General features: G+C 41.7%; 29 protein-coding genes and 4 tRNA genes. 16 read left to right on the forward strand and 17 right to left on the reverse strand.

Features of this window, described 5'->3' with window-relative positions:
* Positions 1-13 precede the first annotated feature (13 nt).
* Positions 14-1,444 (forward strand): Si-specific NAD(P)(+) transhydrogenase, encoded by a 1,431-nt coding sequence (gene sthA / locus QUE86_RS06655; protein ID WP_062564769.1) that lies wholly within the window; start codon positions 14-16, stop codon positions 1,442-1,444.
* Between the two features lie 45 nt (positions 1,445-1,489).
* On the opposite strand, the gene hemE is transcribed toward sthA, so the two are convergent.
* On the reverse strand, positions 1,490-2,554 hold the full coding sequence (hemE, locus tag QUE86_RS06660) for a uroporphyrinogen decarboxylase (RefSeq protein ID WP_130050295.1): 1,065 nt from the start codon (positions 2,552-2,554) through the stop codon (positions 1,490-1,492).
* A gap of 612 nt (positions 2,555-3,166) precedes the next feature.
* On the opposite strand from hemE, the gene rsd reads away from it, so the two are divergent.
* Both rsd and QUE86_RS06670 read left to right on the forward strand, forming a co-directional pair.
* On the forward strand, positions 3,167-3,637 hold the full coding sequence (rsd, locus tag QUE86_RS06665) for a sigma D regulator (RefSeq protein ID WP_130050294.1): 471 nt from the start codon (positions 3,167-3,169) through the stop codon (positions 3,635-3,637).
* A 143-nt stretch (positions 3,638-3,780) separates the two neighbouring features.
* Entirely contained in the window at positions 3,781-4,827 is a 1,047-nt protein-coding gene (locus QUE86_RS06670) for a S66 peptidase family protein (protein ID WP_286260053.1), read from the forward strand.
* Positions 4,828-4,881: 54 nt separating this feature from the next.
* Here the strand turns inward: QUE86_RS06670 and fkpA are convergent, their stop codons facing one another.
* Positions 4,882-5,637: an FKBP-type peptidyl-prolyl cis-trans isomerase gene (fkpA, locus tag QUE86_RS06675; RefSeq protein ID WP_130050293.1), complete on the reverse strand. Its 756-nt coding sequence runs from the start codon at positions 5,635-5,637 to the stop codon at positions 4,882-4,884.
* A 200-nt stretch (positions 5,638-5,837) separates the two neighbouring features.
* Here fkpA and QUE86_RS06680 point away from each other — a divergent pair, with 200 nt between their 5' ends.
* Positions 5,838-6,836: a WD40 repeat domain-containing protein gene (locus QUE86_RS06680; RefSeq protein WP_130050292.1), complete on the forward strand. Its 999-nt coding sequence runs from the start codon at positions 5,838-5,840 to the stop codon at positions 6,834-6,836.
* A complete protein-coding gene (locus QUE86_RS06685) occupies positions 6,823-7,035 on the forward strand; it encodes a SlyX family protein (RefSeq protein ID WP_130050291.1) in 213 nt (70 codons plus the stop codon). The genes QUE86_RS06680 and QUE86_RS06685 overlap by 14 nt, the downstream gene beginning before the upstream one ends.
* 22 nt (positions 7,036-7,057) lie before the next feature.
* On the opposite strand, the gene QUE86_RS06690 is transcribed toward QUE86_RS06685, so the two are convergent.
* Positions 7,058-7,261: a YheV family putative zinc ribbon protein gene (locus tag QUE86_RS06690; protein ID WP_054562906.1), complete on the reverse strand. Its 204-nt coding sequence runs from the start codon at positions 7,259-7,261 to the stop codon at positions 7,058-7,060.
* A gap of 129 nt (positions 7,262-7,390) precedes the next feature.
* On the opposite strand from QUE86_RS06690, the gene QUE86_RS06695 reads away from it, so the two are divergent.
* The 7 genes from QUE86_RS06695 (at position 7,391) to QUE86_RS06725 (ending at position 13,747) form a co-directional block, all read left to right on the forward strand.
* Positions 7,391-9,310 carry an ATP-binding cassette domain-containing protein gene (locus QUE86_RS06695; protein ID WP_239977954.1) on the forward strand — a complete coding sequence of 640 codons (1,920 nt, stop codon included), beginning with the start codon at positions 7,391-7,393 and terminating at the stop codon, positions 9,308-9,310.
* Positions 9,297-9,722, forward strand: a complete 426-nt coding sequence (locus tag QUE86_RS06700; protein ID WP_286260057.1) for a TIGR02444 family protein — start codon at positions 9,297-9,299, stop codon at positions 9,720-9,722. The genes QUE86_RS06695 and QUE86_RS06700 overlap by 14 nt, the downstream gene beginning before the upstream one ends.
* Before the next feature lie 245 nt (positions 9,723-9,967).
* Entirely contained in the window at positions 9,968-10,108 is a 141-nt protein-coding gene (locus tag QUE86_RS06705) for a DUF3149 domain-containing protein (RefSeq protein ID WP_074989877.1), read from the forward strand.
* A gap of 142 nt (positions 10,109-10,250) precedes the next feature.
* Complete coding sequence (locus QUE86_RS06710) at positions 10,251-11,231, forward strand: hydrolase (protein ID WP_130050288.1); 981 nt, start codon at positions 10,251-10,253, stop codon at positions 11,229-11,231.
* Positions 11,228-11,485, forward strand: a complete 258-nt coding sequence (locus QUE86_RS06715; RefSeq protein WP_167658447.1) for a YheU family protein — start codon at positions 11,228-11,230, stop codon at positions 11,483-11,485. The genes QUE86_RS06710 and QUE86_RS06715 overlap by 4 nt, the downstream gene beginning before the upstream one ends.
* A 59-nt stretch (positions 11,486-11,544) precedes the next feature.
* Positions 11,545-12,738, forward strand: a complete 1,194-nt coding sequence (locus QUE86_RS06720; RefSeq protein WP_167658448.1) for a dipeptidase — start codon at positions 11,545-11,547, stop codon at positions 12,736-12,738.
* Positions 12,739-12,862: 124 nt separating this feature from the next.
* A complete protein-coding gene (locus QUE86_RS06725; protein WP_167658449.1) occupies positions 12,863-13,747 on the forward strand; it encodes a hypothetical protein in 885 nt (294 codons plus the stop codon).
* 101 nt (positions 13,748-13,848) lie between these two features.
* Here the strand turns inward: QUE86_RS06725 and tuf are convergent, their stop codons facing one another.
* From tuf to murB, 8 genes are all read right to left on the reverse strand, one after another.
* Positions 13,849-15,033 carry an elongation factor Tu gene (gene tuf / locus QUE86_RS06730; protein WP_054564107.1) on the reverse strand — a complete coding sequence of 395 codons (1,185 nt, stop codon included), beginning with the start codon at positions 15,031-15,033 and terminating at the stop codon, positions 13,849-13,851.
* 136 nt (positions 15,034-15,169) lie between these two features.
* Positions 15,170-15,245 (reverse strand) — tRNA-Thr (locus QUE86_RS06735).
* Between the two features lie 13 nt (positions 15,246-15,258).
* Positions 15,259-15,333 (reverse strand) — tRNA-Gly (locus tag QUE86_RS06740).
* A gap of 44 nt (positions 15,334-15,377) precedes the next feature.
* Positions 15,378-15,462, reverse strand: a tRNA-Tyr gene (locus QUE86_RS06745).
* Between the two features lie 40 nt (positions 15,463-15,502).
* A tRNA-Thr gene (locus tag QUE86_RS06750) sits at positions 15,503-15,578 on the reverse strand.
* Positions 15,579-15,698: 120 nt separating this feature from the next.
* Complete coding sequence (locus tag QUE86_RS06755; protein WP_167658231.1) at positions 15,699-16,394, reverse strand: type III pantothenate kinase; 696 nt, start codon at positions 16,392-16,394, stop codon at positions 15,699-15,701.
* On the reverse strand, positions 16,391-17,383 hold the full coding sequence (gene birA, locus QUE86_RS06760; protein ID WP_130050283.1) for a bifunctional biotin--[acetyl-CoA-carboxylase] ligase/biotin operon repressor BirA: 993 nt from the start codon (positions 17,381-17,383) through the stop codon (positions 16,391-16,393). The genes QUE86_RS06755 and birA overlap by 4 nt, the downstream gene beginning before the upstream one ends.
* Positions 17,380-18,390 carry a UDP-N-acetylmuramate dehydrogenase gene (gene murB / locus QUE86_RS06765; protein WP_286260062.1) on the reverse strand — a complete coding sequence of 337 codons (1,011 nt, stop codon included), beginning with the start codon at positions 18,388-18,390 and terminating at the stop codon, positions 17,380-17,382. The genes birA and murB overlap by 4 nt, the downstream gene beginning before the upstream one ends.
* 145 nt (positions 18,391-18,535) lie before the next feature.
* Between murB and QUE86_RS06770 the strand changes: the two genes are divergently transcribed.
* On the forward strand, positions 18,536-20,380 hold the full coding sequence (locus QUE86_RS06770; RefSeq protein ID WP_286260063.1) for a M1 family metallopeptidase: 1,845 nt from the start codon (positions 18,536-18,538) through the stop codon (positions 20,378-20,380).
* Between the two features lie 53 nt (positions 20,381-20,433).
* Here QUE86_RS06770 and QUE86_RS06775 read toward each other — a convergent pair whose 3' ends face one another.
* On the reverse strand, positions 20,434-21,057 hold the full coding sequence (locus QUE86_RS06775) for a DUF2057 domain-containing protein (RefSeq protein WP_167658232.1): 624 nt from the start codon (positions 21,055-21,057) through the stop codon (positions 20,434-20,436).
* A 105-nt stretch (positions 21,058-21,162) separates the two neighbouring features.
* Here QUE86_RS06775 and QUE86_RS06780 point away from each other — a divergent pair, with 105 nt between their 5' ends.
* From QUE86_RS06780 to QUE86_RS06790, 3 genes are all read left to right on the forward strand, one after another.
* Complete coding sequence (locus QUE86_RS06780) at positions 21,163-21,534, forward strand: histidine triad nucleotide-binding protein (RefSeq protein ID WP_130050279.1); 372 nt, start codon at positions 21,163-21,165, stop codon at positions 21,532-21,534.
* A 230-nt stretch (positions 21,535-21,764) separates the two neighbouring features.
* Positions 21,765-22,421: a helix-turn-helix transcriptional regulator gene (locus QUE86_RS06785; protein ID WP_063701100.1), complete on the forward strand. Its 657-nt coding sequence runs from the start codon at positions 21,765-21,767 to the stop codon at positions 22,419-22,421.
* 112 nt (positions 22,422-22,533) lie between these two features.
* Positions 22,534-24,690: an ATP-binding protein gene (locus tag QUE86_RS06790; RefSeq protein WP_239977047.1), complete on the forward strand. Its 2,157-nt coding sequence runs from the start codon at positions 22,534-22,536 to the stop codon at positions 24,688-24,690.
* A gap of 128 nt (positions 24,691-24,818) precedes the next feature.
* Here QUE86_RS06790 and rpsQ read toward each other — a convergent pair whose 3' ends face one another.
* From rpsQ to rplV, 5 genes are read right to left on the reverse strand one after another with little or no spacing between them, the layout of a single operon-like run.
* On the reverse strand, positions 24,819-25,076 hold the full coding sequence (rpsQ, locus tag QUE86_RS06795; RefSeq protein ID WP_054552372.1) for a 30S ribosomal protein S17: 258 nt from the start codon (positions 25,074-25,076) through the stop codon (positions 24,819-24,821).
* Complete coding sequence (gene rpmC, locus QUE86_RS06800) at positions 25,076-25,267, reverse strand: 50S ribosomal protein L29 (protein ID WP_054552371.1); 192 nt, start codon at positions 25,265-25,267, stop codon at positions 25,076-25,078. The genes rpsQ and rpmC overlap by 1 nt, the downstream gene beginning before the upstream one ends.
* The gene (rplP, locus tag QUE86_RS06805; protein ID WP_036974208.1) at positions 25,267-25,680 is read right to left on the reverse strand and encodes a 50S ribosomal protein L16; all 414 of its coding nucleotides are present in this window, start codon (positions 25,678-25,680) and stop codon (positions 25,267-25,269) included. The genes rpmC and rplP overlap by 1 nt, the downstream gene beginning before the upstream one ends.
* 12 nt (positions 25,681-25,692) lie before the next feature.
* Complete coding sequence (gene rpsC, locus QUE86_RS06810) at positions 25,693-26,394, reverse strand: 30S ribosomal protein S3 (RefSeq protein WP_054552370.1); 702 nt, start codon at positions 26,392-26,394, stop codon at positions 25,693-25,695.
* Positions 26,395-26,405: 11 nt separating this feature from the next.
* Positions 26,406-26,738: a 50S ribosomal protein L22 gene (rplV, locus tag QUE86_RS06815; RefSeq protein WP_004588690.1), complete on the reverse strand. Its 333-nt coding sequence runs from the start codon at positions 26,736-26,738 to the stop codon at positions 26,406-26,408.
* Positions 26,739-26,745 lie beyond the last annotated feature (7 nt).

The raw sequence follows: 26,745 nt of genomic DNA on the forward strand, positions 1-26,745 counted from the left end.
CATAGGAGCGGCTGTGGCCAAACAACAAGTAAAGCAAAAAGATACTCCATCTTATCAATATGATGCGATCATCATAGGTACAGGTCCTGGCGGTGAAGGTACCGCCATGAACCTATCTAAAAGCAACAAAAAAGTCGCTGTTATTGAGCGTCAAGAAGCAGTAGGCGGCGGTTGTGTTCACTGGGGTACTATCCCGTCAAAAGCATTACGTCATTCTGTGAGCCGTTATATTGAATATAAAGCAAACCCGCTTTTTAATATTAGTGAGCGCCCTAACCGCTTAACTTTCCCAGATATTTTGCGCCACGCAAGTAACGTCATTTCAAAGCAATCTAATTTACGTAGCAGCTTTTATGAGCGAAACCGCATTCATATGTATCAAGGTGATGCTGAGTTTATTGATAAACACACTATCAAAGTGACGCACCTAGACGGTTCGTTTGAAACTCTTACCGCACAAACGATTGTTATTGCTACTGGCTCGCGCCCTTACCGTCCACCGGGTGTAGACTTTAAACACCCACGTATATACGACAGCGATACGATTTTAGGCCTTGAAGATGACCCTCATCGTGTGCTGATTTATGGTGCCGGTGTGATTGGTTGTGAATACGCCTCTATTTTTAAAGGCTTAGGTGCCAAGGTTGACCTGGTGAATACCCGCGACCGCCTACTGGCCTTTATGGATGCAGAAATTTCAGATGCTCTAAGCTATCACTTTTGGAATAGCGGTATTGTTATTCGTCATAATGAAGAGTTTGATCGCGTAGAAACTCGCGATGATTGTGTGGTAATGCACTTAAAATCAGGTAAGCGCGTAAAAGCTGACTGTATTTTATTTGCCAATGGTCGTACTGGTAACACAGACACACTCAATCTTGAAGCTGTTGGCCTAAAAGCGGATGGTCGTGGCCAGCTTAGAGTGAATGAAACATACCAAACAGAAGTCGACAACATTTATGCTGTCGGTGATGTAATTGGTTACCCAAGTCTTGCCAGTGCGGCATTTGACCAAGGCCGTATTGCAGCCGATGCGATTGCATGTGGTAACTGTGATGAGAAGCTGATCATTGATATTCCAGCAGGTATTTATACAATTCCTGAAATGAGCTCAGTCGGTAAAACAGAGCAAGAGTTAACAGCAGCAAAAGTCCCTTACGAGGTAGGTCGTGCTCAATTCAAGCATTTAGCGCGTGCGCAAATTGCGGGCACTGAGGTAGGTAGCTTAAAGATTTTATTCCATGTTGATACCAAAGAAGTACTTGGCGTGCACTGCTTCGGTGAGCGTGCCTCTGAAATCGTTCACATCGGCCAAGCAATTATGGAGCAAAAGAACGGCGGTAATAACATTGATTACTTTGTAAATACCACGTTCAACTACCCGACCATGGCTGAAGCCTATCGCGTAGCCGCATTAAATGGTTTAAATCGTTTGTTTAAGTAACGAAAAAGCCCGCTTAATGCGGGCTTTTTTATGACTAGCTTTTGCTTATTTGTGGTATTTACCACTGAATTCATGAACGGCGTTGATAAATACACCTGCGTTTTCTGGGTCTACATCTGGTGTAATGCCATGACCTAGGTTAAATACATGGCCAGAGCCTGTACCAAAGTCTTCTAGGATAGTCGCAACTTCTTGGCGAATTCGCTCAGGCGTGCCATGCAGCATGGCTGGGTCCATGTTACCTTGTAGCGCTACTTTATCGCCAACACGACGTTTTGCATCACCGATGTTAATTGTCCAGTCTAGGCCTACTGCATCACAGCCAGTTGCTGCAATTGCTTCAATCCACTGACCGCCATTTTTAGTAAATAACGTCACTGGCACTTTACGGCCATCGTATTCACGAATTAAGCCATCAACAATCTTGTGCATGTATTGTAATGAAAACTCATTGTAGTCACGTGGGCTTAATACACCGCCCCATGAGTCAAATACCATTAACGATTGCGCACCCGCTTTAACTTGCGCGTTTAAGTAGTCAATCACTGAGTCAGCTAATTTATCAAGTAATAGGTGCAGGGTTTGCGGCTCTGCAAAAGCCATTTTCTTGATTTTACCGAATGTTTTGCTGCTACCACCTTCAACCATGTAAGTTGCAAGTGTCCAAGGTGAACCAGAGAAACCAATTAACGGCACTTCACCTTTTAATTCGCGGCGAATCGTACTTACCGCATTCATCACATAACCAAGCTCATCAGTTGGATCGATATTTGGGATTTTTTTAACATCTGCTAATGAAGAAATCGGACGTTCAAATTTCGGACCTTCACCTGTTTCGAAGTAAAGACCTAAGCCCATAGCATCAGGAATAGTTAAAATATCACTGAATAGAATTGCAGCATCAAGCGGATAACGACGTAATGGCTGTAACGTTACTTCACAAGCAAGTTCAGCGTTTTTACATAAACTCATAAAGTCGCCTGCTTGGGCACGTGTAGCACGGTATTCAGGTAAATAGCGGCCAGCTTGGCGCATCATCCATACCGGTGTGACATCAACAGGTTGCTTTTGTAGTGCACGTAAATAACGATCGTTTTTTAATTCGCTCATGCGTATAGAATCCTAGAACTGAATGAAATTGAGCAGATTGTATCACCATATTGCGCGTCTCACTATGGATAGATAATCAAGGCTAGATATAGATCATGTTTTTTAAGCCAGTCTAAGCCTACCGTGCGTTTTTTGCACAAAAACAAAATAAATTTAAAACTTTTCATTAATAAATTTGCAACATCCAAAAAAGCTTGGTATAACTTACCCCGCGTTAACAAAAACAATAATAAAAATCTTATAACAATAAGAACAACAATCTTCCCATAATAATAAGAACGCTTGTTTAACAAGTCTTAGAAAAAGAATTAAACCACCAACTTTGGTGGTTTTTTCTTTTCTAAATCAGTAATTTACACACCCATTCCTTAGATAAAAATTGCAAAATTAATACTAGTAGTTTTGAATCAATTCCCATACACTGCAATTAGAGAAAAAAAAGTCCACTCTAAAAAACAAGGGTGCTTCTTAGCCTATTCAATGCTAAAAAATATGCCTTTAGGATGACTTTTACAATCTGTTGCAATTAGACACTAAGAATTTAGTTGATCTTTGTGTCATATTTCCTTTTTATATATACAAAGGAAAACCTACTCAGCGAGGAGATGAAATATGCTGACGCGTTTGGAAAAAGCTCAACAAAAGTGGGGCGGTAGTCACTCTGTAATCGACAAATGGCTTACAGAACGTCAAGAGCTGCTTGTGTTGTTCTGCCGTATTGCAGGCTTTTCACCGTATGAAAAGAAAGATCACGCCCTTCCTGATCAACTGCAAATTCAAAACTTTTGCCAAATTCTGATGGATTACCTTTCTGCTGGCCATTTCGAAATTTACGACGACATTGCCAAAGCGTGTGAAGAAAAAGGCCCTGATAGCCAAAAGTTGGCTAATACCTTATATCCTCGCATTTCTGAAACCACAGATGTAGCACTCGATTTTAACGACAAATACGCAGAAGTAGAGCAAGACGACCTGCTTGATGAGTTTGATAAAGACTTATCAACGTTAGGTGAAGCCCTTGAATTACGCTTTGAATTAGAAGATGAGTTAATCGACAACTTATATTCAAATCACACCAGCTAACATCAGTTACACAGCAGAGAAATACTCTCTGCTGAAAGTTTCTTTTTGCCATCTCCAAAAGAATCATCTATTCCATTTCGTAACAAATATTTGAAATATTTTTTTCAATGCGATACTCATACTATAAAAACATGAGGCTCGCTATGAATAAACGGTCATTTTTAAAGTCACTCTCAATCCTTGCAGCAGGCGCAAGTCTAACATCAACTCCCTTAATGGCTGCACAAAATAGCAGTACCCAAACATTAATAAAGCCAAAAATACTGGCAAAGGGAGGCACTATAGGTGTGTGCAGTCCATCAGCAGCCACCGCGCAGCAGGCTGATATCGTACTAGCAAAGGGCGTTATAGAAGCATTAGGCTACAAGGCTAAGCTTGCACCAAACATTCTGGCAAGACGAGGGCACTTAGCTGGCACAGATGCAATGCGAGCTGGCGATTTGAATAGCTTATTCAGTGATAAAGAAGTTGATGCCATTTTGTGCTTACGTGGAGGTTCAGGGGCCGCCCGTATTTTACCTTTGCTTGACTACGCGATGATCCGTAACAATCCAAAACCACTGATGGGGTATTCGGATATTACTGCTCTGCACAACGCGTTACTCTCTCAAGCTGGATTAATCAGCTTTCATGGCCCAAATGCATCAAGTGACTGGAACCCTTTTCACGTAGCGCAATTTAAGAACATGTTCGAAGCGCGTAAGCTGATGTATTTCCAAAACTTACCAAAAGCCGATGATGAGTTAGTTAACACACAATATTTGACCCAAACGATTACTCCAGGTAAAGCTACTGGACAATTAATAGGTGGCAACTTAACGGTGCTGACTGCCCTTGCAGGTTCGGACTATTTACCTGACTTTAATGGCGTAATTTTATTTTTAGAAGATATCGATGAAGCGCCGTATCGAATTGACAGAATGATGAGTACACTAAAACTCATGGGCGCACTTGATAAGATTGCAGGCTTTGTATTTGGTGATTGTAATGACTGTAGGCCTGGCCGAGGTTATGGCTCATTAACCCTTGACGATATTTTTGCAGATCATATAAAACCGCTGGGAATTCCTGCTTATCGTGGAGCCATGATTGGCCATATTAAACGCCAATTTATTTTACCTGTTGGCACTTTGGTTGAGCTTGATGCAAATAATGGCACATTAAAAATGAAAGAAGCGGCATTTAGTTAATAAACTTCACGCGTAAAAAAAGGGCCTATAGGCCCTTTTCTAGTGAGTTAAATATTACTCAGCTGGAACAGCTTTATCATCGCTTTGGATTTCAAGTAATTCTACTTCGAAAACAAGCGTTGAGTTTGCTGGGATCTTACCAAGATCACGCTCACCGTATGCAAGATCAGATGGAATCGTGAACTTGTACTTAGAGCCAACTGGCATTAATTGTAAACCTTCAGTCCAACCAGGGATCACACGATTAAGTGGGAACGTTGTTGGTTCGTTGCGTGAGTAAGAGCTATCAAATTCAGTACCGTCAATTAAAGTACCTTTGTAATGTACTTTAACAACGTCAGTTGCTACTGGCTTTTCGCCTTCACCTTCAGTGATTACTTCGTACTGTAAGCCAGACTCAGTTACAGTAACGCCTTCTTTCTTCGCGTTTTCAGCTAGGAATTTCTCGCCTTCAGCTTTGCTCTTTTCAGCTTCTACTTTCGCTTTTTCTTCTTGCTTGGTACGAATGCTTTGATCAAGCGCCGTTAATACTTCACGAATTTTTTCGTCATCAAGTTTAGCGTTACCTGCTAGTGCGTCTTCAAAACCACGCTTAAGAAGTGCTTCGTCTAGTTCAACACCCAGTGCTTTTTTATCTGCAAGATCTTGGTTTAGGAAGTTACCAACCGACGCACCAATACCGTATGCTTGTTGTTGAGCTTCAGTCTCTAGTTTAACTTCAACTTGCTGTTCTTTTTTTGCTTCCTGATTACAAGCTGTTAGCGCTAAAACTGACGCTGCAATCAATGACAATTTAATCGTCTTTCTCATTTTATATCTCCGACACACTTTGCAGTTGTCAATTATTGTATTATTACTAGTTAAAGATTAACGACCTACATGGTAGGCTGCTTGTCTAATAACTAACGTCATGCAATTGCATGATCAGCGATTAGACTAACAACCTAGGCCTTCAACGAGACCTAGTCTAACCTCTCAATCACTAAGAGTTAAGGGGAAATACTCGTAATATGTCGATATTTCGTACTTTTTTGTATCTGCTCAGCCTTTGCTTAGTTGCAGGCTGCTCTGAGCAACATGAGCAATCTACTGCACGCTATGAGCATGCGGCTAGAGGAGCATTTGCTTCCGCGCTTTCGCACGATGGCAAATACAGCCTAATCTCATCAATACACCATGGGGTTGCACTGTGGGATAATCAACAGCAAGTGTTAAAATACCAATGGTTCCAACAACAAGCTCAAGATAGCCTCGTTCACACCGTAGCTCTTTCTTACGACAATAGCCATGCTGTTACCGCCGAGAAGTCCACATTCGCAGTGTGGGACATTGCTACGGGAAACAACACAGGTTATTACAAAATTCACGCCTCAACCATTAGAGATATCGCGATAAGTAACCAAGGGCGCAGCGTATTATACGGCCGCGCCGACGGTGTAGTCGTTTACCTCGACTTAGAGAGTGGAAGGCGCATAGAGTTCCTTGGTCATCAAGAAAAAGTTAATGTTGTTGACCTATCACCTAACGGCCACTACGCCATCAGTGGTTCAAATGACTACGTTGCTTACTTTTGGGATACTCGTACAGGGCAGGTGATCCATCGCTTTAATCATCCAAGTCGCGTTACTCAAGTCGCCCTTGATCCACAAGGTCGTTACGCATTTACCGCAGACAGTATGAAGCAAGCAAATGTATGGCGGCTGACTACAGGTGATCTTGTTAGCAAACTGGCGTATATTGCGCGTCAGAAAATTTTTACCGCCGTCCGTTTTAACGATGAAGGCACTTTAATTGCCACCGGTTCACCCAATCGATTAGTCGATTTATGGCAGCTTGAGTCTGGTAAAAAATTACAAACGTGGCAAGTTATTCCTCGTGAAGGAAGCCGCCCGAAATCAGCCGTGGTGTTAGATGTTGCGTTTACTGATAACAACCAAGCGTTATTAACCGAAAGCTCCAGCGGATTCGCTGAAAGTTTTAATCTAAGAGAATCAAATGAATACAATTGAAAATCGTCTAATGGAACTTGAAGCGAAAGTCGCTTTTCAAGATGAAACAATTGAAATATTGAATGATGAGCTTAAAGCGCACCAACAGCAGTTGGCAAAAATGAAACGCCAGACTGAGTTACTTGCAGAGAAGATCAAAGAATCACAACAGCCTTCTTTGATGTCGCAAATGCAAGAGCCGCCACCGCCGCACTATTAATTAGGTAGGATAGAGCCGGGAATTAATCGCCCGGCTTAAATACACCAATCACTTGCTCAAATTGGCGTGTTGAGGCTTGCACAGCCTGTTCTGGTTGCGTCATTTTGTGGCCACACTGTACGCACTCCACTTTTTCCACATCATGTTCTTTATAAAGCATCATAGTGTCCATAGCCTTACACTCAGGGCATGATGCGCCAGCAATAAAGCGTTTCTTTTGTCTCATAGATGATCTCCCGTGGCATGTAGGTGGCTATTTTAGCCTAATAACTCTCTGTTTGATACGATTGCGAAGCCTAATGTGATCCGTGTTATGATAGCGGCAATTTAATTAGTGCTGTGCAAGTAAACTTTCATGATCCAAATTTCAGACATCGAACTTCTACGTGGTGGTAACGCCTTATTAAAAGGTGCCTCTGCAACCTTATTCCCAGAGCATAAAGTCGGCCTTGTTGGCGCTAATGGCTGTGGTAAATCAACGCTGTTCGCGCTATTAAAGTCTGAATTGCAACTCGATGCCGGTGAATGCCAAATTCCTAAAGACTGGTCAATAGCCTCTGTAAAGCAAGAAACACCCGCGCTCGAAATCAGTGCCCTCGATTATGTATTACAAGGCCATCCTGAATATTACGCGCTAAGAATTGCACTACGCGAAGCTGAGCAAAATAATGATGGCGATGCGCAAGCTAAAGCACATATTGGCCTAGAACATATTCAAGGCTACAGCATTGAAGCAAAAGCCGGCGAACTGTTACACGGTTTAGGTTTTAGTAATGAGCAAATAGACAACCCGGTGAGCGCCTTTTCGGGTGGTTGGCGTATGCGCTTAAACTTGGCGCAAGCGCTTATACGTGATGCCGATTTATTGCTGCTGGATGAGCCAACCAACCACTTAGACCTAGATGCCGTGTATTGGTTAGAACGTTTTTTACGGGCCTACACAGGCACTCTGGTGCTCATTTCCCATGACAGAGAGTTCCTCGATGCCGTGGTTGACCAAATTTGGCACATAGACTCACAAAAAATAAACGTTTATAAAGGCAACTACTCGCAATTCGAACGTCAAAAAGCAGAGCGCTTATTACAACAACAAGCGATGTTCGAAAAACAACAAGAACAGATTGCTCACCTTGAAAAGTTTATTACTCGCTTTAAAGCAAAAGCCAGTAAAGCTAAGCAAGCACAAAGCCGCGTAAAAGCGCTAGAGCGTATGGAAAAATTGGCCCCAGCCCATGTTGACTCACCCTTTGATTTTGAGTTTGCTGAGCCAACGGCCCTGCCAAATCCATTAATGACACTCGACCAAGCCAAAGCAGGTTATGGCGACATCACCATTTTACATAGCATCAAGCTAAATCTTGTTCCAGGTAGTCGCATCGCCCTGCTTGGCCGTAATGGCGCGGGTAAGTCAACACTCATTAAATTATTAGCTGGCGATTTACAGCCTCAAGCTGGTGAAGTATTTCAGCATCAAGGCTTAAATATTGGTTACTTTGCTCAGCATCAGCTTGAGTCACTTGATTTAAAAGCCAGTGCTGTGACCCATTTACAACGTTTAAACCCGCAAGCTCCAGAGCAATCACTGCGTGACTTTTTAGGTGGCTTTGCTTTTTTTGGTGATAAAGCACTTGAGCCAGTTGCGCCATTTTCTGGCGGTGAAAAAGCCCGTTTAGTATTAGCCATGCTGGTATATCAAAAGCCAAACCTTCTGTTACTGGATGAGCCAACTAACCACCTAGATTTAGAAATGCGCCATGCCCTAGTGATGGCACTACAAGGCTTCGAAGGTGCTATGGTTACCGTATCGCACGACCGTCACATGCTAAAAAATACCGCTGATGAGTATTACCTCGTTGATAACGGCGAAGTAACACAATTTGGTTATGACCTTGACGCCTATTACCAATGGCTACTCAATGCTAACAAAGAAGCTGCTAAAAGCACTGAAGACAATGCCTCGAAAGCACATTCAAGCGTTAACCGTAAAGAGCAAAAGCGCTTAGAGGCAGAATTTAGAAAGTCAGTACAGCCGTTGAAAAAGCAAATCGAAAAGCTTGAAAAGCTACTTGATAAGTATTCTACAGAGCTTGGAGAAATCGAAAATGCACTTGCTGACAATGACTTATACAATGATGAAAATAAAGCCAAACTGACAGAGCTGCTTAGTAAACAAGCAAACTTAACCCCGAAGCTAAATGACGTTGAAGAAGAGCTACTCATGGCACTTGAAGAGCTTGAAGAAAAAGAGCAGGCCTTTGCCGATGAAAACGCTTAACAGCGAGGAATTTTGGCAGTTTGCATGTCAGCTTTACAGCAAAGATGGCATGCAAACAAAGCTACTAGACTATCAAAACCAGCAAGGCAAAAATGTGAACCTTTGCCTACTGCTTTATTATCTGGACTCATTAGAGCTTGCTGTAACCCCACCTCAACTAAGTGAGCTTGAGTCATGCATAGCCGAGTTTGACCAGCACGCTTTACAACCCTTACGTGCAACACGCGCCTACCTTAAAACTATACAAACCGAGCTTCCAGACTACCCCACTATTCGCAAAGAGTTACTCAGCGCAGAACTCAAGCTCGAAAAACAGCAACAACAATTACTTATAAACACATTAAATAGTATGACACTCTCTCGGTGTCCTAATACTAACAATATAATGCTATATATAAGCGATAAGCGATAAGCGATAAGCGATAAGCGATAAGCGATAAGCGATAAAATTTCTCCTACCATTTAATTAAAAATCAAGCTAACAACATTAAAAGACCATCCAATCGCTCTGCTTAACTCTCAACGCCCCCATTAAACTTGATCCAAATCAACTATTAAATCGCCTTAGTTAGCATCAGGAAAATTGCTTGATCTGGATCATATCAGCCGTCCTCAAGCCAGCCTATGATTAACTCATAGACATTAGGAGGCACAACCATGAACGTATTCTTCAGAGATTTTTTTAGCGACCCAGTTTTATTTATGTCATTCGGCATTTTGGCAGTTGTTATCGTTTTATGCCTTTTCTATGTTGGTTACTTTATTAAAAAAGTTCACGACGCAGAAGTTCCTAAGTAAGAATTAAGCACGACGCACAAAGCCCCTATTCAATTTATTGTTTAGGGGCTTTTTATTTGTATATAGCTAAAATCTCGCAGCGGTTCTCAAAAAGCAAAAACTTGCTACAATAGGCGCTTATTTTGTTTCGAAAGTGTCAGCTATGTTACCTGAGTTTAAGCCTGCGTGGTGGATGCGCAATCGCCATTTACAAACCATAATGCCGCGCTTTTTTCGCCCTTTTCATAATACCCGCTACGACTTATCGACAATCGATACCCCTGATGGTGACTTTTTAGAACTAGCTTGGGCAATCCCTCATAACGAACAAGCCCCACTCGCCATTGTATTGCATGGTTTAGAAGGCAACATAAATAGTTTTTATGCTAAAGGCATGATGAAAAAACTAAAGCAGCAAGGCTTTGCAGTGGTGTTAATGCATTTTCGAAACTGCTCACGCGAAGTTAACCGTTTAGCACGCGCTTATCACAGTGGAGAAACAGAGGACCTACGCTTTTTCATCAGCCACCTTAAGAGCAAATTTCCAAAACGCCCGCTTTTTGCTGTGGGCTTTTCATTAGGTGGTAATGTGCTTGCAAAATATTTAGGTGAGCAAGGTGCTAAATCGAACTTAACAGGCGCAGCAGTTGTGTCTGCGCCATTTGACTTGTCATCGTCTTGTGAAGTTATTCGCAAAAGCTTGGGCAAAATATATCAAAAGTATTTGCTCGACCGTATGAAAAAATCAATGCAAAGAAAGCTGCCACAAATCGAACAGCAAATTAACTTAACACCTGAAAAACTAATGGCGATTGATGACTTATGGCAATTCGATAACATGCTCACAGCACCACTACATGGCTTTGCTGGCGCTGAAGATTATTATCAACAAGCTAGCGCAAAACCATTTTTGAAAAGCATTGCAACGCCGACGCTTATTGTGCACGCCAAAGATGACCCTATGTTATCAATAAAAGCTGTGCCAGATAGCTTAGATGTGAGTGAACATGTTACGCTGCGCATCTCTGAACAAGGTGGTCATGTTGGCTTTATTAGCGGCAAAAACCCTTTTAAACCCAAGTATTGGCTTGAAAGTATTGTTCCAGAGTATTTTCAACAATTAATTAAGAAAGAGCAGCTATGATCATTCCTCACGACCGCCTTGATAAAGAAACCCTACATAATTTAATCGAAAGCTATGTTTTACGTGAAGGTACTGATTACGGCGAACAAGAGTTTAGTATTGAAAGCAAGGTCGCGCAGGTTCACCAACAACTTAAAAGTGGTGAAGCTATGGTGTTTTTTTCTGAGTTACATGAGTCAGTTACGATTATCTCTAAAGCTGAATTCATCGCTTTGCAAGCCGATCCAGAGTACCAAGCGTCGTTTAACGACTAAACTTGTAAGTTATACAGTAACCCTTCACAATGACTTTTTAACTTAAAGAGCCATTAAAAATGAAAAAACTAAGCTCACTGGTTGCTGCGGTTTCTTTGGCCCTGATTGGTCAAGCAAACGCAGCTCAGGTTACTGCATCAGATAAAGCCATTAAGCTGGCAAAAGAAACTATTTTAATCGATACCCATATCGATGTGCCTTACCGTATTCATAACAAATGGGCAGATGTAACAAAAGCCACAAGCGACGGAGACTTTGATTATCCACGTGCAGTGCAAGGTGGTTTGAATGCCCCTTTCATGTCAATTTACATTCCTGCAAACCTAGAGTTTGAAGGCAAAGGTAAGAGCTATCAATTAGCAAATCAGCTGATCGATTCTATGGAAGCCATTGTGCAACGCGCGCCAAATAAGTTCGCTATTGCAGACTCTACTGCCGATATTAAAGAGCAATTTAAACAAGGCAAAATGTCGATTGCTATGGGTATGGAAAACGGCTCGCCTATCGAAGGCGACATTAAAAACCTTAAGCATTTTTATGAGCGTGGCGTACGTTACATCACTCTAGCTCACTCACAAAGCAACCATATTTCTGATTCATCTTATGATATTCGTCGTAAGTGGAAAGGCCTGAGCCCATTTGGTAAAGAACTAGTAAAAGAAATGAACAACATTGGTATGCTAGTTGATGTTTCGCATATTTCTGATGATGCGTTTTACCAAGTAATGGAAATTTCAAAAGTACCAGTGATTGCTTCACACTCGTCACTTCGTAAGTATACGCCTGGTTTTGAGCGTAATATGAATGATGACATGCTATTGGCGCTGAAAAAGAATGGTGGGGTTATTCAAATTAACTTCGGCTCAAGCTTTGTTACAGCAAAAGCTGGCTCTTGGTACGATCAACTAAAATCTGCAAAAGCCGATAAGAAAAAAGACGGTACTAAACTAAGCAAAGATTTTGACGCAGCTTATCGTGCTAAAAACCCATTCCCATTTGCAAGCTTAGAGCAAGTACTTGATCACATTGACCATGTAGTTGAACTAATTGGCATCGATTATGTGGGTATTGGCTCAGATTACGATGGTGTAGGCGACTCTCTACCTACTGGCTTAAAAGATGTGTCTAGCTATCCGAACCTAGTGCAAGGTCTAATGGACCGTGGTTATAGCGATAAAGACATCAAAAAGATTTTAAGTGGCAATATGCTACGCGTATGGCAACAAGCCGAAGCATACGCAAAAGCCCATTAATCAGCTTTAACTCTATTTAAAAGCGCAGCTAACTAGCTGCGCTTTTTTATCAATATAAGTAATTGATAATACAAATAGCCTGTTTTAATCTGCTAGTATTACAAAGCAATTTGGGTGATGTGATATGTCGACTTGGCAAGGGAATATTGCGTTGGTTTTTGCAAGCATTGCACTGGGCTTATCAATTTATAGCCAAACAAAATCAACTCCTACTGACAAACCTTTTCTAATTCAACCAGCAAAATCTAGCTTAAAAGAGTTAGCTATTCCTGAGCAAGACCGAGAAAATCTCATTGCTTTACATGGCTATATTTTAGACCTAGAAACACGCATTCACGAGCTTGAGCATCAAACTCCAACCATTGCTCCTGAGCTACTTGCCTCATTGGTAAAGCAAGCAATCGAACAACAAGAAAGTGAGCGACGCGCCGAGATTGAAAAGAGAAACCCTGCTCTTGGTTGGCTAAGTAATTTACCTGACGACTACCGCGAACGCATTAAAGCAGACCCACAATATGCTGACTCTTCGATAAATGAAGCACTCGCAACATTGCTTAATTTAAGCAAATCAGAAAATGAGCGTTTAGCAGCATACGGCCAACTAAAAATGACCTTAAGCATGCTCAGGCGCGACCTAGATGAAAGCCAAGCAAATGCAGTAATCGATGCCATGATAAGCATCAGTGAATACACTAATGATGCCAAGATCCGAGTTAGTGCCCTAGAGAGTTTATCTCGGCAAACAAACGTTTCGCCAAAACTCGCTGAGCATTTTCAGAAGTTACTACAAACGGACGATAATAATTATGTTCGCAATATTTCTGCCACTGCACTGATTGGACAATTTTTCCGTGCAATGCGAGACGGAAATAATAGTTTCGCCACCGATTTAGCAGAACGAATAACTACTCTTGAAAATAGCAGTAATGCAAAAGTTGCCGAAATTATGGCTGAAAATCTAAAAAGCCCACGCTTAAGAGAAGAGCTAGACAAAGCGTTAGGGAAATGAAAAAGCGGCTTAAAGCATACAGCTGATAGCTTTTTCACCCATAAAAAAACCCGAGACTAAGCTCGGGTTTTTCTTAATGCTTGATGCATTACTATAGTTGATTACTCAACGATAGTTGCAACAACACCAGCACCAACTGTACGGCCACCTTCACGGATAGCGAAGCGTAAACCTTCGTCCATCGCGATTGGGCAGATTAGTTCTACAGTCATCTTGATGTTATCACCAGGCATTACCATTTCAACGCCGTCTGGTAACTGTACGTCACCTGTTACGTCAGTTGTACGGAAGTAGAACTGTGGACGGTAACCTTTGAAGAATGGAGTGTGACGACCACCTTCATCTTTAGAAAGTACGTATACTTCTGAAGTGAACTTCGTGTGTGGAGTGATTGAACCAGGCTTAGCTAGTACTTGACCACGTTCAACGTCTTCACGCTTAGTACCACGTAGAAGTGCACCGATGTTCTCACCCGCACGACCTTCGTCTAGAAGCTTACGGAACATCTCAACACCTGTACAAGTTGTCTTCGTAGTTTCTTTGATACCTACGATTTCAACTTCGTCATTCACGTTGATGATACCAGCTTCAACACGGCCAGTTACAACAGTACCACGACCTTGGATTGAGAATACGTCTTCGATAGGCATGATGAATGGCTTATCGATGTCACGCTCTGGCTCTGGGATGTAAGAATCTAGTGCTTCTGCAAGCTCAACGATTTTGTCTTCCCACTCTTTCTCGCCTTCTAACGCTTTAAGCGCTGAACCTTGGATTAGTGGTAAGTCATCACCTGGGAAGTCGTACTCTGAAAGAAGTTCACGAACTTCCATCTCAACTAGCTCAAGTAGCTCTTCGTCGTCAACCATGTCACATTTGTTCATGAATACGATGATGTAAGGTACACCAACCTGACGAGAAAGTAGGATGTGCTCACGAGTTTGTGGCATAGGACCGTCAGTCGCAGCAACTACTAGGATTGCGCCGTCCATTTGAGCAGCACCAGTGATCATGTTTTTAACATAATCGGCGTGTCCTGGACAGTCTACGTGTGCGTAGTGACGAGTAGGAGTATCGTACTCAACGTGTGAAGTTGAGATTGTGATACCACGCTCACGCTCTTCTGGAGCGTTATCGATTGATGCGAAGTCTTTAGCTACACCACCGTATACTTTTGCAAGTACGTTTGTGATTGCTGCTGTTAGAGTTGTTTTACCGTGGTCAACGTGGCCGATTGTACCAACGTTTACGTGCGGTTTTACGCGTTCAAACTTTTCTTTTGCCATGACGGAACCTATCAGTTTTGTGTATCTAGATTACATATGAAAATAATCCACCGAGGGTAGATTAATTTAATTTTTTCAAATTTCAAATAGTTTTTTCTGACAGATAAAGGAAGATATTAAGATGAGTTCTCGATACTGGTGCTGATAGGCAGATTTGAACTGCCGACCTCACCCTTACCAAGGGTGCGCTCTACCAACTGAGCTATATCAGCAACACCAGAAGTCTGGAGCGGGCAGCGGGAATCGAACCCGCATCATCAGCTTGGAAGGCTGAGGTAATAGCCATTATACGATGCCCGCATAGGAACCTGTTCTTAAACTACCTCTAACCGTCAAGAATAAAGTGGTGGAGGGAGCTGGATTCGAACCAGCGAAGGCTGAGCCGTCAGATTTACAGTCTGATCCCTTTGGCCGCTCGGGAACCCCTCCACGAAAATTCTTTACTAAGTCACTTCCGGTAAAAGGAAAGTGGTGCCGACTATCCGAGTTGAACGGATGACCTACTGATTACAAGTCAGTTGCTCTACCAACTGAGCTAAGTCGGCACTGCTTTAGTACGGGGCGAGATTCTAAGGTAAGGTTTATTGTGATGCAACCATAAAATTAAAAAAAATGTGATTTTATGTGTTAAACGCTCACTATTCAGACAAATACCCATACTTTTACTATTTTGTGGCTATTTCATGCCAATAATTCAGCCCTTTAAAAACCAGTAAGCTGTCAAATTTAGCATCTATAAATGAATCTGCTAACAGTTTGCCATAGCCACCAGCAAATAATAGCTGACAATCTTGTTGGTTAAGATGTTGTTTTGCTAGCTCGATTGCACCTAGGGTAGCAACCATGGCACCATTTTTTAGACCATTTGGAGTATTACGCCCTAAATCTGTAGTAAAGGGTATTTGTTTATCATCAAATACCCGCTGCGTGTTTTGGGTAAGTGAAGACGTCATTAAATCAAGACCGGGTAAAATCCAGCCCCCTAAATGCGCCCCTTCTTTGTTGAGCACATCGATTGTCGTTGCGGTACCGGCATCGATAATGATGCAGTTTTGCTGAGGATATTCTACATACGCAGCTATCACCGCGAGCCAGCGATCAATTCCTAAGTTTTGAAACTGCTGATAGGCGCAGGTTAACATAGCGAGTTTAGCTGTCACCTCTGCTTCAAAGTAAGGAACAGCATGTTGCTGCGCCTGTGCCAATAAAGGTTTAAGTAGCTCAGCGCTACCCACGCAGGCATATACCAGCTCTTTTATTTGTAACCAAGGTAAATTGCTGAGCTCACATGCTTGATAACCCTTACCATCAAATAAAACGGCTTTAATTGCGGTATTGCCAACATCCACTAATAGTTTCATAGCTCAGCCTTACGTAATGAAATTTCACCACCATAATAACTTTTTACTTCGCCATCTTGACGAATGCGCACGCCACCTTGGTTATCAATCCCTTCGCAAATGCCACGCCAGCTTCGATGACCAGTATTTAGCTCAACGCACTCGCCTGCAAATGCATTTAACTGATTCCACTGTAGATACATACCGTTTAAACCTGATTGCTGATACTGGGTTAAGCGTTTTTCTAAATAAAAGCACAAATAAGCCACCAGCTTGTTTTTATCTAACCCCTTTACATGCTGGCTTAAGTCAGTCCATGCTTGATCTATGTGTTGGCTAACACTTTCAGGCATATGTAAGTTGATACCTATACCTATTACAAGCTGGCAAGGTCCTTGTGGTTGACCATCAAGTTCAACTAATACACCTGCTAATTTTTCACGGTTTAAGTAGATATCATTTGGCCATTTAAGCTCTACATCCAATTGGTACAAGGCTTTAAGTGTATCGTAAACAGCCAGCCCAACAGCAATAGATACCCCCATAGCAGCTTGCAAACCATCATCCAAACGCCAAAAATAACTAAAGTATAAGTTTGCACCAAACGGAGATTGCCAAACGCGCCCACGGCGTCCTCTTCCAGCTTGCTGCATTTCTGCAACTAACACGCTACCAGATGGCAGTGGTACCTCTGTTTGCAAACGGCGCATAAGCTCACTGTTAGTTGAATCAATAATTGGCTGCACTTCGACCTCAGCGGTGCTGCCACCCAATACAGTATAATACTGGCCGATTTTATCTTTGTTCAGTAAGCCTGCACTATTGTTAAGGCAATACCCTTTACCAGTGACCTTGAAAATATCGAGCCCCATTTCCTGTAACGAGTGAATATGTTTACCCACTGCTGCGCGGCTAATACCAAGTTGCTCACCCAATTGCTGACCAGAAATAAAACCACCAGTATTCAGAGCATGTAAAATAGCGAGCTTATTACCGTCTGGTGCTTTCATAATGAAGCTCCTAATTCAATGTGACACTCATGAACGGCATTAATCAGTCGTACTTCGTGTTGTAGAGCAATCTGATATTTTTGCCAAACTTGTTGTTGAACATGTTTTACCATGGCAATTAAATCATCGCCTGTACTATTACCATGATTGACTAGCACTAACGCTTGCTGTTGATGAACCTCAATACCTGCGATTTTACAACCTTTTAATCCTGCTTGTTCAATCAACCATCCTGCCGCAACCTTATGGTGCTCAGCATCAACAAAGTAATGAGGTAACTCAGGATACTGTTTTAAAAGTAACGCAAGTTGCTCATTACTGATCACTGGGTTTTTAAAAAAGCTGCCAGCATTCGCAAGTTTGTTTGGATTTGGTAATTTACTGCTTCTAGTTGCGATGATTTGCTCAAACACCTGCTGAGGAGAGGGAGCTGAAAGCTGTTGCAATGGTCCATAACTAAGCACTGGCTGCCATTTTTTAGGTAACAGCAACCCTACTTGGGTGATCACAGCTTTATTTTTCAAGGCATGTTTGAAGATAGAATCACGATAGCCAAATTGGCATTCATTCTTAGCTAAGCGGTTTATCGTTTTGGTTGCAATATCAAAGTACTCAACATAACTAACAAACTTTTCAAGCTCCACACCATAAGCACCAATATTTTGCACTGGCGCAGCCCCAACAGTACCTGGAATTAAAGCAAGGTTTTCAAGCCCAGGCATTTCATTGGCAACGGTCATAGAGACTAATTGGTGCCAGTTTTCTCCGGCTGCGATGTGCAATAAAAAGCCATCACGTTGCTGCTCTATATCTATGCCCTTCGTGTTCATGTGGATCACAGAACCTTGGTAGTCAGATAAAAACACCGTATTACTACCTTCACCTAAAATACAAAATGGCTTAGAAAAGTCTGTGCTTAAAAGCTGATCCACTTCATCAATTTGATAAAAATGCTGGCATTGGCTAGGCAAAGAAAAGGTATGAAAAGATTGCAGGGACTGAGCCACAAAACGCCTCAAAGGTTACCGGTAACTAATCGCATTAGTGTAACCTATCGTCGCAAAATACGCATTAGATTGTAAAAATCACTCAACCCACTGCACTAATCATGTTATAAAACGAGCTCTTTTTCATTTCCGTTCCAGGGTTATTATGAAGTTTAAACCATTACTTTTAAGTCTTGCTATGGCCGGTGCTTGCTCTCAAGCAACTGCAGATGCAATCAGCCAGCACACTTACGCAAACTTAGATGACGTAACAACCACTCACCTACTACTAGATTTAGATGTTGATTTTGATGACAAACAACTAGAAGGTTTTGTTGAGCACACGCTAGATTGGCACAATGCAACAAGCAAAACGCTAGTACTTGATACACGCGATTTAGATATCGACAAAGTAATGTATCAAGATCAAAAAGGCAGCTGGCACAAGGCTGACTTCACCCTTGCTGCACGTGATGACGTGAAGGGCTCAAAATTAACAATTAAATTTAAAAGCCAAGCGGTTAAAGCTCGTATTTACTACAACAGCCGCCCAGAAGCTTCAGGTTTACAGTGGTTAACGCCAGAGCAAACAGCCAGTAAATCACACCCATTTATGTACAGCCAATCACAAGCAATTCATGCTCGTAGCTGGATCCCAGTACAAGATACGCCAGCAATGCGCGTAACATACTCGGCACGTATTCACACCCCTAAAGACATTCGTGCGGTAATGAGTGCTGATAATAAAGATGCTCTTTATAAAGACGGCGATTACTTATTTAATATGCCACAACCAATTTCGCCATACTTAATCGCAATTGGTGCTGGTAATTTAGAATTTAAAGCCATGTCTAAGCAAACAGGTATCTTTGCTGAGCCAACAATTTTAGATGCATCTGTTGCTGAGTTTAACGACACACAAGCGATGATCGATAAAACTAACGCTATGTATGGTGAATACGCATGGGGTCGCTATGACTTATTAATGCTACCACCAAGCTTCCCATTTGGTGGCATGGAAAACCCACGCTTATCTTTCATCACCCCAACAGTTGTTGCTGGTGATAAAAGCTTAGTAAACCTAATTGCTCACGAGCTTGCTCACTCTTGGTCTGGTAACTTAGTGACTAATGCGACGTGGGAAGACTTATGGCTAAATGAAGGTTTCACGTCTTACGTTGAAAACCGCATTATGGAAGAAGTGTTTGGCCGTGACCGTGCAGTTATGGAACAAGCGCTTGATGCAGCCGGCTTACGTGCATTACTTAAAACTCTGCCAGCACCAGATACGCGCCTTAACTTAAAACTTAATGGCCGCGATCCTGATGATGCATTTAGCTCAGTGCCTTACACTAAAGGTCAGCTTTTCTTAATTTATCTTGAAAACAAATTTGGCCGTGACAAGTTCGACCCATTCGTAAAAGGTTACTTTGACCAGTTTGCGTTTAAGTCTCTTACAACAGCTCAATTTGTTACTTACTTAAAAGCCAACCTTATCGACAAATATCCTGGCGTAGTGAGCATGGATAAAGTCAATGAATGGATCTTTGAGCCTGGTTTACCAAGCGATGCACCGAATCCAACCTCTGATGCCTTCGATAAAGTTGATGCAGTAACCAAAACATGGTTAAACGGTGAGATCAGTGCAGCCCAATTACCAACAGCAGATTGGTCAGTTCATGAGTGGCTACACTTTTTAAATAATCTTCCTCGCGATTTAAGCATTACAAAAATGACTGAGCTGGATAATCAATTCAACCTAACACAGTCAACTAATGCAGAGCGCGCTTTCGCATGGTTTATGCTAGCGGTAGGTAATGGTTATCAACCTATCTACCCTGCTTTAGATAAACATCTATCAGGCATCGGTCGCCGTAAGTTAATTGTGCCACTCTATAAAGCACTTATTAAAAACGGTAGAAAAGACTGGGCACATGATGTGTACTTAAAAGCACGTCCGGGTTACCACCCACTTGCACAAGGTACTGTTGACGACTTATTTGCAAAGTAAGTCATCAAACACAAAAAAGGCGCTGAAAATCAGCGCCTTTTTTAATTCTTTTATTAGTTACTTACTTTTTGTAAGAAGGCACGGCGCTCTTCAGGGCTTGCTTGTTGCCACCAAAATTCAAGCATAGCAGCCGCATTTGGCATATTTTTAAGTCCTGCTTGTCCGCCGGGTACTTTTGCAGGCAATGTAACAGGTTTTGCAGTCGCAGGCTTGTTGCTTGTAGCAGCAACTGGGGCGCTTGCCACAGCTTGTACTGGCGTGCTTGCTACACGATAGCTAACTATAGATAAAGGCACAGCAAGTTCACTACCCTTGGCTTTTAAGCTTACTTGCGGTGATTCAGCAAATACTTCTGCGGCAACAGCATTATTGGCACGATTGAACACTAAATCATAGTCTTTGCCACTTTCCACCGTGAGCTCAACCCAAAACGGCTCAGACTCAACAACTTGATGGTCATCATATCCTTGTTCATATAGATCTGTGTATTTCATCTTCACTTGGTATGTACCAGGAGCAAGCTCAACATCGTCAACACGACTGAAAAACGACTGCTCAATAAGGCGCTCTCCAACTTGTAAAGGTACAAACTCTTCTGGAAAGTGAATAGTCTCAGCTACACTGCTAAAACTGTTAAATAGCATTAACGCACTACTCAGTAATACTAACTTACGCATGTTCACTCCTTGGTTGTTCAACTTGCGGCAGTTTCAGTTTGACACTGCAAATAAAGTTTGTCATTAGTGGGTGGTCATTTAACCACATTTATAAGAGAGCTAAGTATGAGCCAAGAGACTATTTTTACAAAGATTATTAACCGAGAGATCCCAGCTGATATTATTTATGAAGATGAGCTATCACTGGCTTTTAAAGATATCAACCCGCAAGCCCCTTTTCATGTACTGATCATCCCAAAAACTCCAATAGCGACAATTAACGATGTTACAGAAGAAAATGCAGCTTTAGTCGGTCACTTATATGTGGTTGCAGCAAAGCTCGCCAAGCAATTTGGCTTTAGTGAAGACGGTTTTCGCGTCGTAATGAACTGTAATGACCATGGTGGACAAACTGTGTACCATATACATCTACACATGCTAGCAGGTAAAGAAATGGGCTGGCCTCCATATCAAGATAAGAAAAAACAACCGATCTAATACTTTGATATGTAAACAATTGTAAAAACTAGCACAAACATATTATTTTCGGCTATAATAATTATATATCAGTTAGTTAACATACTGCACTTTGTTAACTAACTGTAATTTTTGACAGAAAACAGACACAAACTGTACTTTTCCTGCACAACTCTCAGAAATTTCTAATACGAAAGGGGTGGATTGCGTGATAGGATTTAACTGTCAACTTTATTCAAGAGTGTATATATATGAGTAGTTCAGCCTTTTTATTATTAGATCCAGAGCCAATTAACACTATTGGCATAAACGTATTAGAGCCATTGTTAAAAACACAAGGACTTGCAGTGACATCTGGTACTGATATCTCTGAAGTACCAGAAGGAACACGCTTGTTATTTATTGAAACTTCAAGCACTGATCCGTGGGGTAAGTTAAAAGAACAACTAGTTAATCTTCGAATGAAATGCGATATCGTACTGTTTAACTTAGATGAAAACCCTGAACTTGCTAACCGTGCTCTATTAAGTGGTATTCGTGGTGTATTTTACACAACAGATAATGCAGATGTGTTAATGAAAGGCATTCGTTTATTACTTGAAGATCAACTATGGTACCGCCGCGATATCATGTGTAACGCACTAAATCGTATGTTGCAGTTCAATAAAGATGCACTCCACAAATTGACAGATGGTGATATCGAACCGGTTAAACTTACTAAACGTGAAAAAGCAATTATCTCACTAATGAGTAAAGGTTCGAAGAATAAAGAAATTGCTGAAGACTTAAGCATCAGCCCACATACAGTTAAAACTCATTTATATAGTGCATTTAGAAAAACTAAATGTCGTAACCGTATCGAGCTATTGTCTTGGGCACAGCAAAATATTCCAGACGAAATTCGTTAAACCAAACATCCTACTAGTTAAAACAGACGCAGCCGCGTCTGTTTTTGTTTCTGGTTGCTAAACACTGCAATTGACTTTATGCTCAAACTGATTGCAAAACACCGGAAATACAATGCTCGATTCTGTTACTTTATATTACGCCAGTGCAGCCATGATGGCAGTGATGACCCTTCTTAACTATCTTACATGGCGAACCAATAAAAAAACTCCGGGTACTTTACTTTATATTTTCTATCCTTTAGTGATGTTTGCATCAGTAATGAGTTTTGCATTACATGGCCACATCAATAATATTGCCAGTGTTGGCATTGCAAATACGTTGCTCTTTAGTGCCTCCATTATTCATGTACTCGCTATTTGCCAGTTTTTAAATGCCAAATGCGTTGGCTTTAAAACCTTTATTGCTATTACCGTCGTACTAGCTATCAGTATAATTTACCTTGCCTCCGACAGCGCAGAATTACGTAGTCGAATTCTGGTTTCAGACCTTCAACATATCGTTGAGGTATTATTTTTACTGGCTTTATTCATTCGTAATGGTCGTAAAAGTTACCCAAATGGCAGTATTGTTTATATTTTAATTCTCAGCATTCTTCTAGCGGTTTTCACAGGCCGTACTGTAATGATGGAAAATGTCACTGCAGCTAATCTACTATCTACAAATTGGTTTAGTATCCCTTTGTTGATAAATGGCGTCATCGCGCCGATCTTTTACGCAACAGGTATGGCACTTTTATGTAATGAACGTCGCGAACAAAACTTAAACCAATTAGCCGAAAAAGCGCATAAAGATCTAGAAATACGTGGCTTATTCTTATCAACTATCAGCCATGAGATACGCACACCATTAAATGGAATTTTAGGAAGTGCACAGTTAATAATGAATCAGTCGAGTGACCCACGAGATAAGCCTTACTGTGAGGCGATAATTAACTCAGCTGAATCACTAAACCTATTGGTAGATAAAGTACTCGACTATGCAAGCCTCGACCAACGTGATGAAGCGCTTTACGAAGAAGACGTAGAGTTTAAAACCTGGCTCAATAACCTCTGCCTTTTACTAAGCCCTTTAGCAGAGCAAAAACACTTAAAATTTGAACTTATTTACAACCTACCCGAACAAGCATGTTATTACTGCGACCAACAAAAACTCAGGCAAGTAATTATTAATCTTGTTGGAAATGCGATTAAATTTACCGACCACGGTGCCGTGAAAATCCATGTTAAACTGCTAAATGAAGGTCAATTAGATCACCTTGTGCGTGTTAGTGTAATAGACTCAGGTCCAGGTATTGAAGATGAAGAGATTGCATACCTAACAGAACCTTATGTACAAAGCAGCGCAGGTAAAGAAAAAGGCGGAACGGGCCTTGGCTTAGCGATCACCAGTCGTTTACTCGAAAAATTAGGCAGTAAACTGATTATTGAAAGTGAACTAGATAAAGGCAGTACTTTCAGCTTTGATATTCCTCTTGCTATTGGTGAACTCAGCTTAGTTGAACAACGCCATCAATCAAAAGATTACGTAACCGGTCTTGATGTTTTATTAGTTGAAGATCTCGATTTAAACCAGAAAATTGCCATTGAATTTATGGCCGATGATGAACACAAAATTAAGCTTGCTAAAGATGGTACCAGCGCAATTGAACTGATGCAGAAACATCACTTTGATGTAGTACTATTGGATATGAATTTACCAGATCTAACTGGCCAAGAAGTGCTGAAAAAGCTAAAAAATATTGACCATTTAAACCAACGAACCCCTGTATTAGCGTTTACCGCAAGCCTTAGTCCGGATGAAATTAAAGAGTACTTAGCACTCGGTATTAAAGACATTGTAGGCAAGCCAATAAAGCAGCAAAAACTACGCCAAGCGCTCAGTGATTCACAAACGAATCAAGCAGCAAGTATTGCCGTAGAACTGCGTGATACACTTTATGATGAAACAGCCGCAGCCACTCTTGTAAGTTCATTCAATGAAGATGAGATGTCATCAATTTACAACGAGTTTGTACTCTCAGCTAGAAACAAACTGATCCGCTGCCAGCAGCTCGTCGAAGACGATAAAGATCAGTGTATCAAGCTACTCCACCGCCAAGCTAGCACAGCTTTGCAACTAGGCTTTAACCGCTATGGTTTAGAACTTAAGAAAATTGAGCGTAGGCTACTCGATAACAAACCTTTGAAGGATTCATTAACTGATGCCATGGTACTTTGGCAAGAAAGCCTACAAGCCTATTTAAAGCATGTGAGAAATGAATTGGCATAGCGGTAACAAACTTGAGTTAATGAACTCAAGTTAAAAAGCCACTCTCTCGATCAGCATATTGCTGTATTTTAAAAACAAAAAGCCCCAGCAGATGCCGGGGCTTTTTAGTAAGGAAACTTAATTAAAAATTAAGCTTTCTTTGGACGCTCAACAACGTCTACTAAAGTCCAAGACTTAGTCTTAGAAATAGGAGCGCACTCAGAAATAGTAACTACGTCACCAGTTTGAGCTGTGTTGTTTTCGTCATGTACGTGTAGTTTAGTCGTACGTTTGATGAATTTACCATATACTGGATGCTTCACGTAACGTGCGATAGCAACAGTGAAAGATTTGTCCATCTTGTCGCTGATTACACGGCCTTGAAGAGTACGGATTTTATCGCTCATTATTGACCTGCCTTCTGGTTAATAACTGTTTTTACACGCGCGATATCGCGACGTACTGTTCTTAGCGTGTGTGTCTGAGCTAACTGACCAGTGCTTGCTTGCATGCGCAGGTTGAACTGCTCACGAAGAAGTCCTAGAAGTTCAGCATTTAGCTCTTCTACGCTTTTGTCTTTTAGTTCGCTAGCTTTCATTACATCACCGTCCGAGTTACGAAAGTTGTTGTGAATGGTAATTTACGCGCTGCAAGGTTGAATGCTTCACGAGCAAGCTCTTCAGAAACACCTTCCATTTCGTAAAGTACTTTACCAGGTTGAATTTCAGCAACCCAATATTCAACAGAACCTTTACCTTTACCCATACGAACTTCTAATGGTTTGTTCGTAATTGGCTTATCTGGGAATACACGAATCCAGATTTTACCTTGACGCTTTACGTGACGTGTCATAGCACGACGAGCTGCTTCGATTTGACGAGCAGTCATACGGCCACGGCCAGTAGCTTTCAAACCGAAAGTACCGAAGCTTACTTTGTTACCGTTTTGCGCTAAACCGCGGTTGCGGCCTTTGTGCATTTTACGGAATTTTGTACGTTTTGGCTGTAACATTACTCGCTACCTCTACTTAGCACTTTTTTTGGCTTTCTTTGGCGCGCGTTTAGCTGGCTTCTCTTGCTCTTGTACTAGTGGTAAACCACCAATAACTTCGCCTTTGAAGATCCAAACTTTAACACCAATGATACCATAAGTGGTTAAGGCTTCAGAAGTTGCGTAGTCGATATCAGCACGAAGAGTATGTAGAGGTACACGACCTTCACGATACCATTCTGAACGTGCGATCTCAGCACCGCCAAGACGACCGCTAACTTCAACTTTGATACCCTTTGCACCAATGCGCATTGCATTTTGTACCGAACGCTTCATAGCGCGACGGAACATAACACGACGCTCTAGCTGTGACGCAATACCGTCAGCTACTAGTTGTGCATCAAGTTCAGGCTTACGAACTTCAGCGATATTAATCTGAGCCGGAACACCTGCAATCTTAGTTACTGCTTGACGTAGTTTTTCAACGTCTTCGCCTTTTTTACCGATAACAACACCAGGACGAGCTGTGTGAATTGTTACACGGATAGATTTAGCTGGACGCTCAATAACGATTTTAGACACAGAAGCCGCTTTTAATTCCTTAGTAAGGAATGTACGTACTTTGTGATCGCCAAAAAGCTGATCAGAGAAATCTTTTGAATTCGCGTACCAGGTAGAAACCCAAGGTTTAGAGATACCTAGGCGAATACCAGTAGGATGAACTTTTTGTCCCATTACTTATACTCCTAGCTATCTGAAACCACAACAGTGATGTGGCTTGTACGCTTAAGGATGCGGTCTGCGCGTCCTTTAGCACGTGGCATAATACGCTTCATTGTTGGACCATCGTCCACAAAGATCGTAGTTACACGAAGCTCATCAATGTCAGCACCTTCGTTATGCTCTGCGTTAGCAATAGCAGACTCAAGTACTTTCTTAACTAATACAGCCGCTTTTTTAGGGCTGTACGCCAGGATTTCTAGAGCGCGATCAACCGGAAGTCCGCGGATCTGATCTGCAACTAGACGTGCTTTTTGCGCCGAACCAGAGGCGAATTTATGTTTAGCTAATGCTTGCATTTATCAT

The sequence above is a fragment of the Pseudoalteromonas apostichopi genome (assembly GCF_030297135.1).
In the GTDB taxonomy this organism is placed as follows: Bacteria; Pseudomonadota; Gammaproteobacteria; order Enterobacterales; family Alteromonadaceae; genus Pseudoalteromonas; species Pseudoalteromonas apostichopi.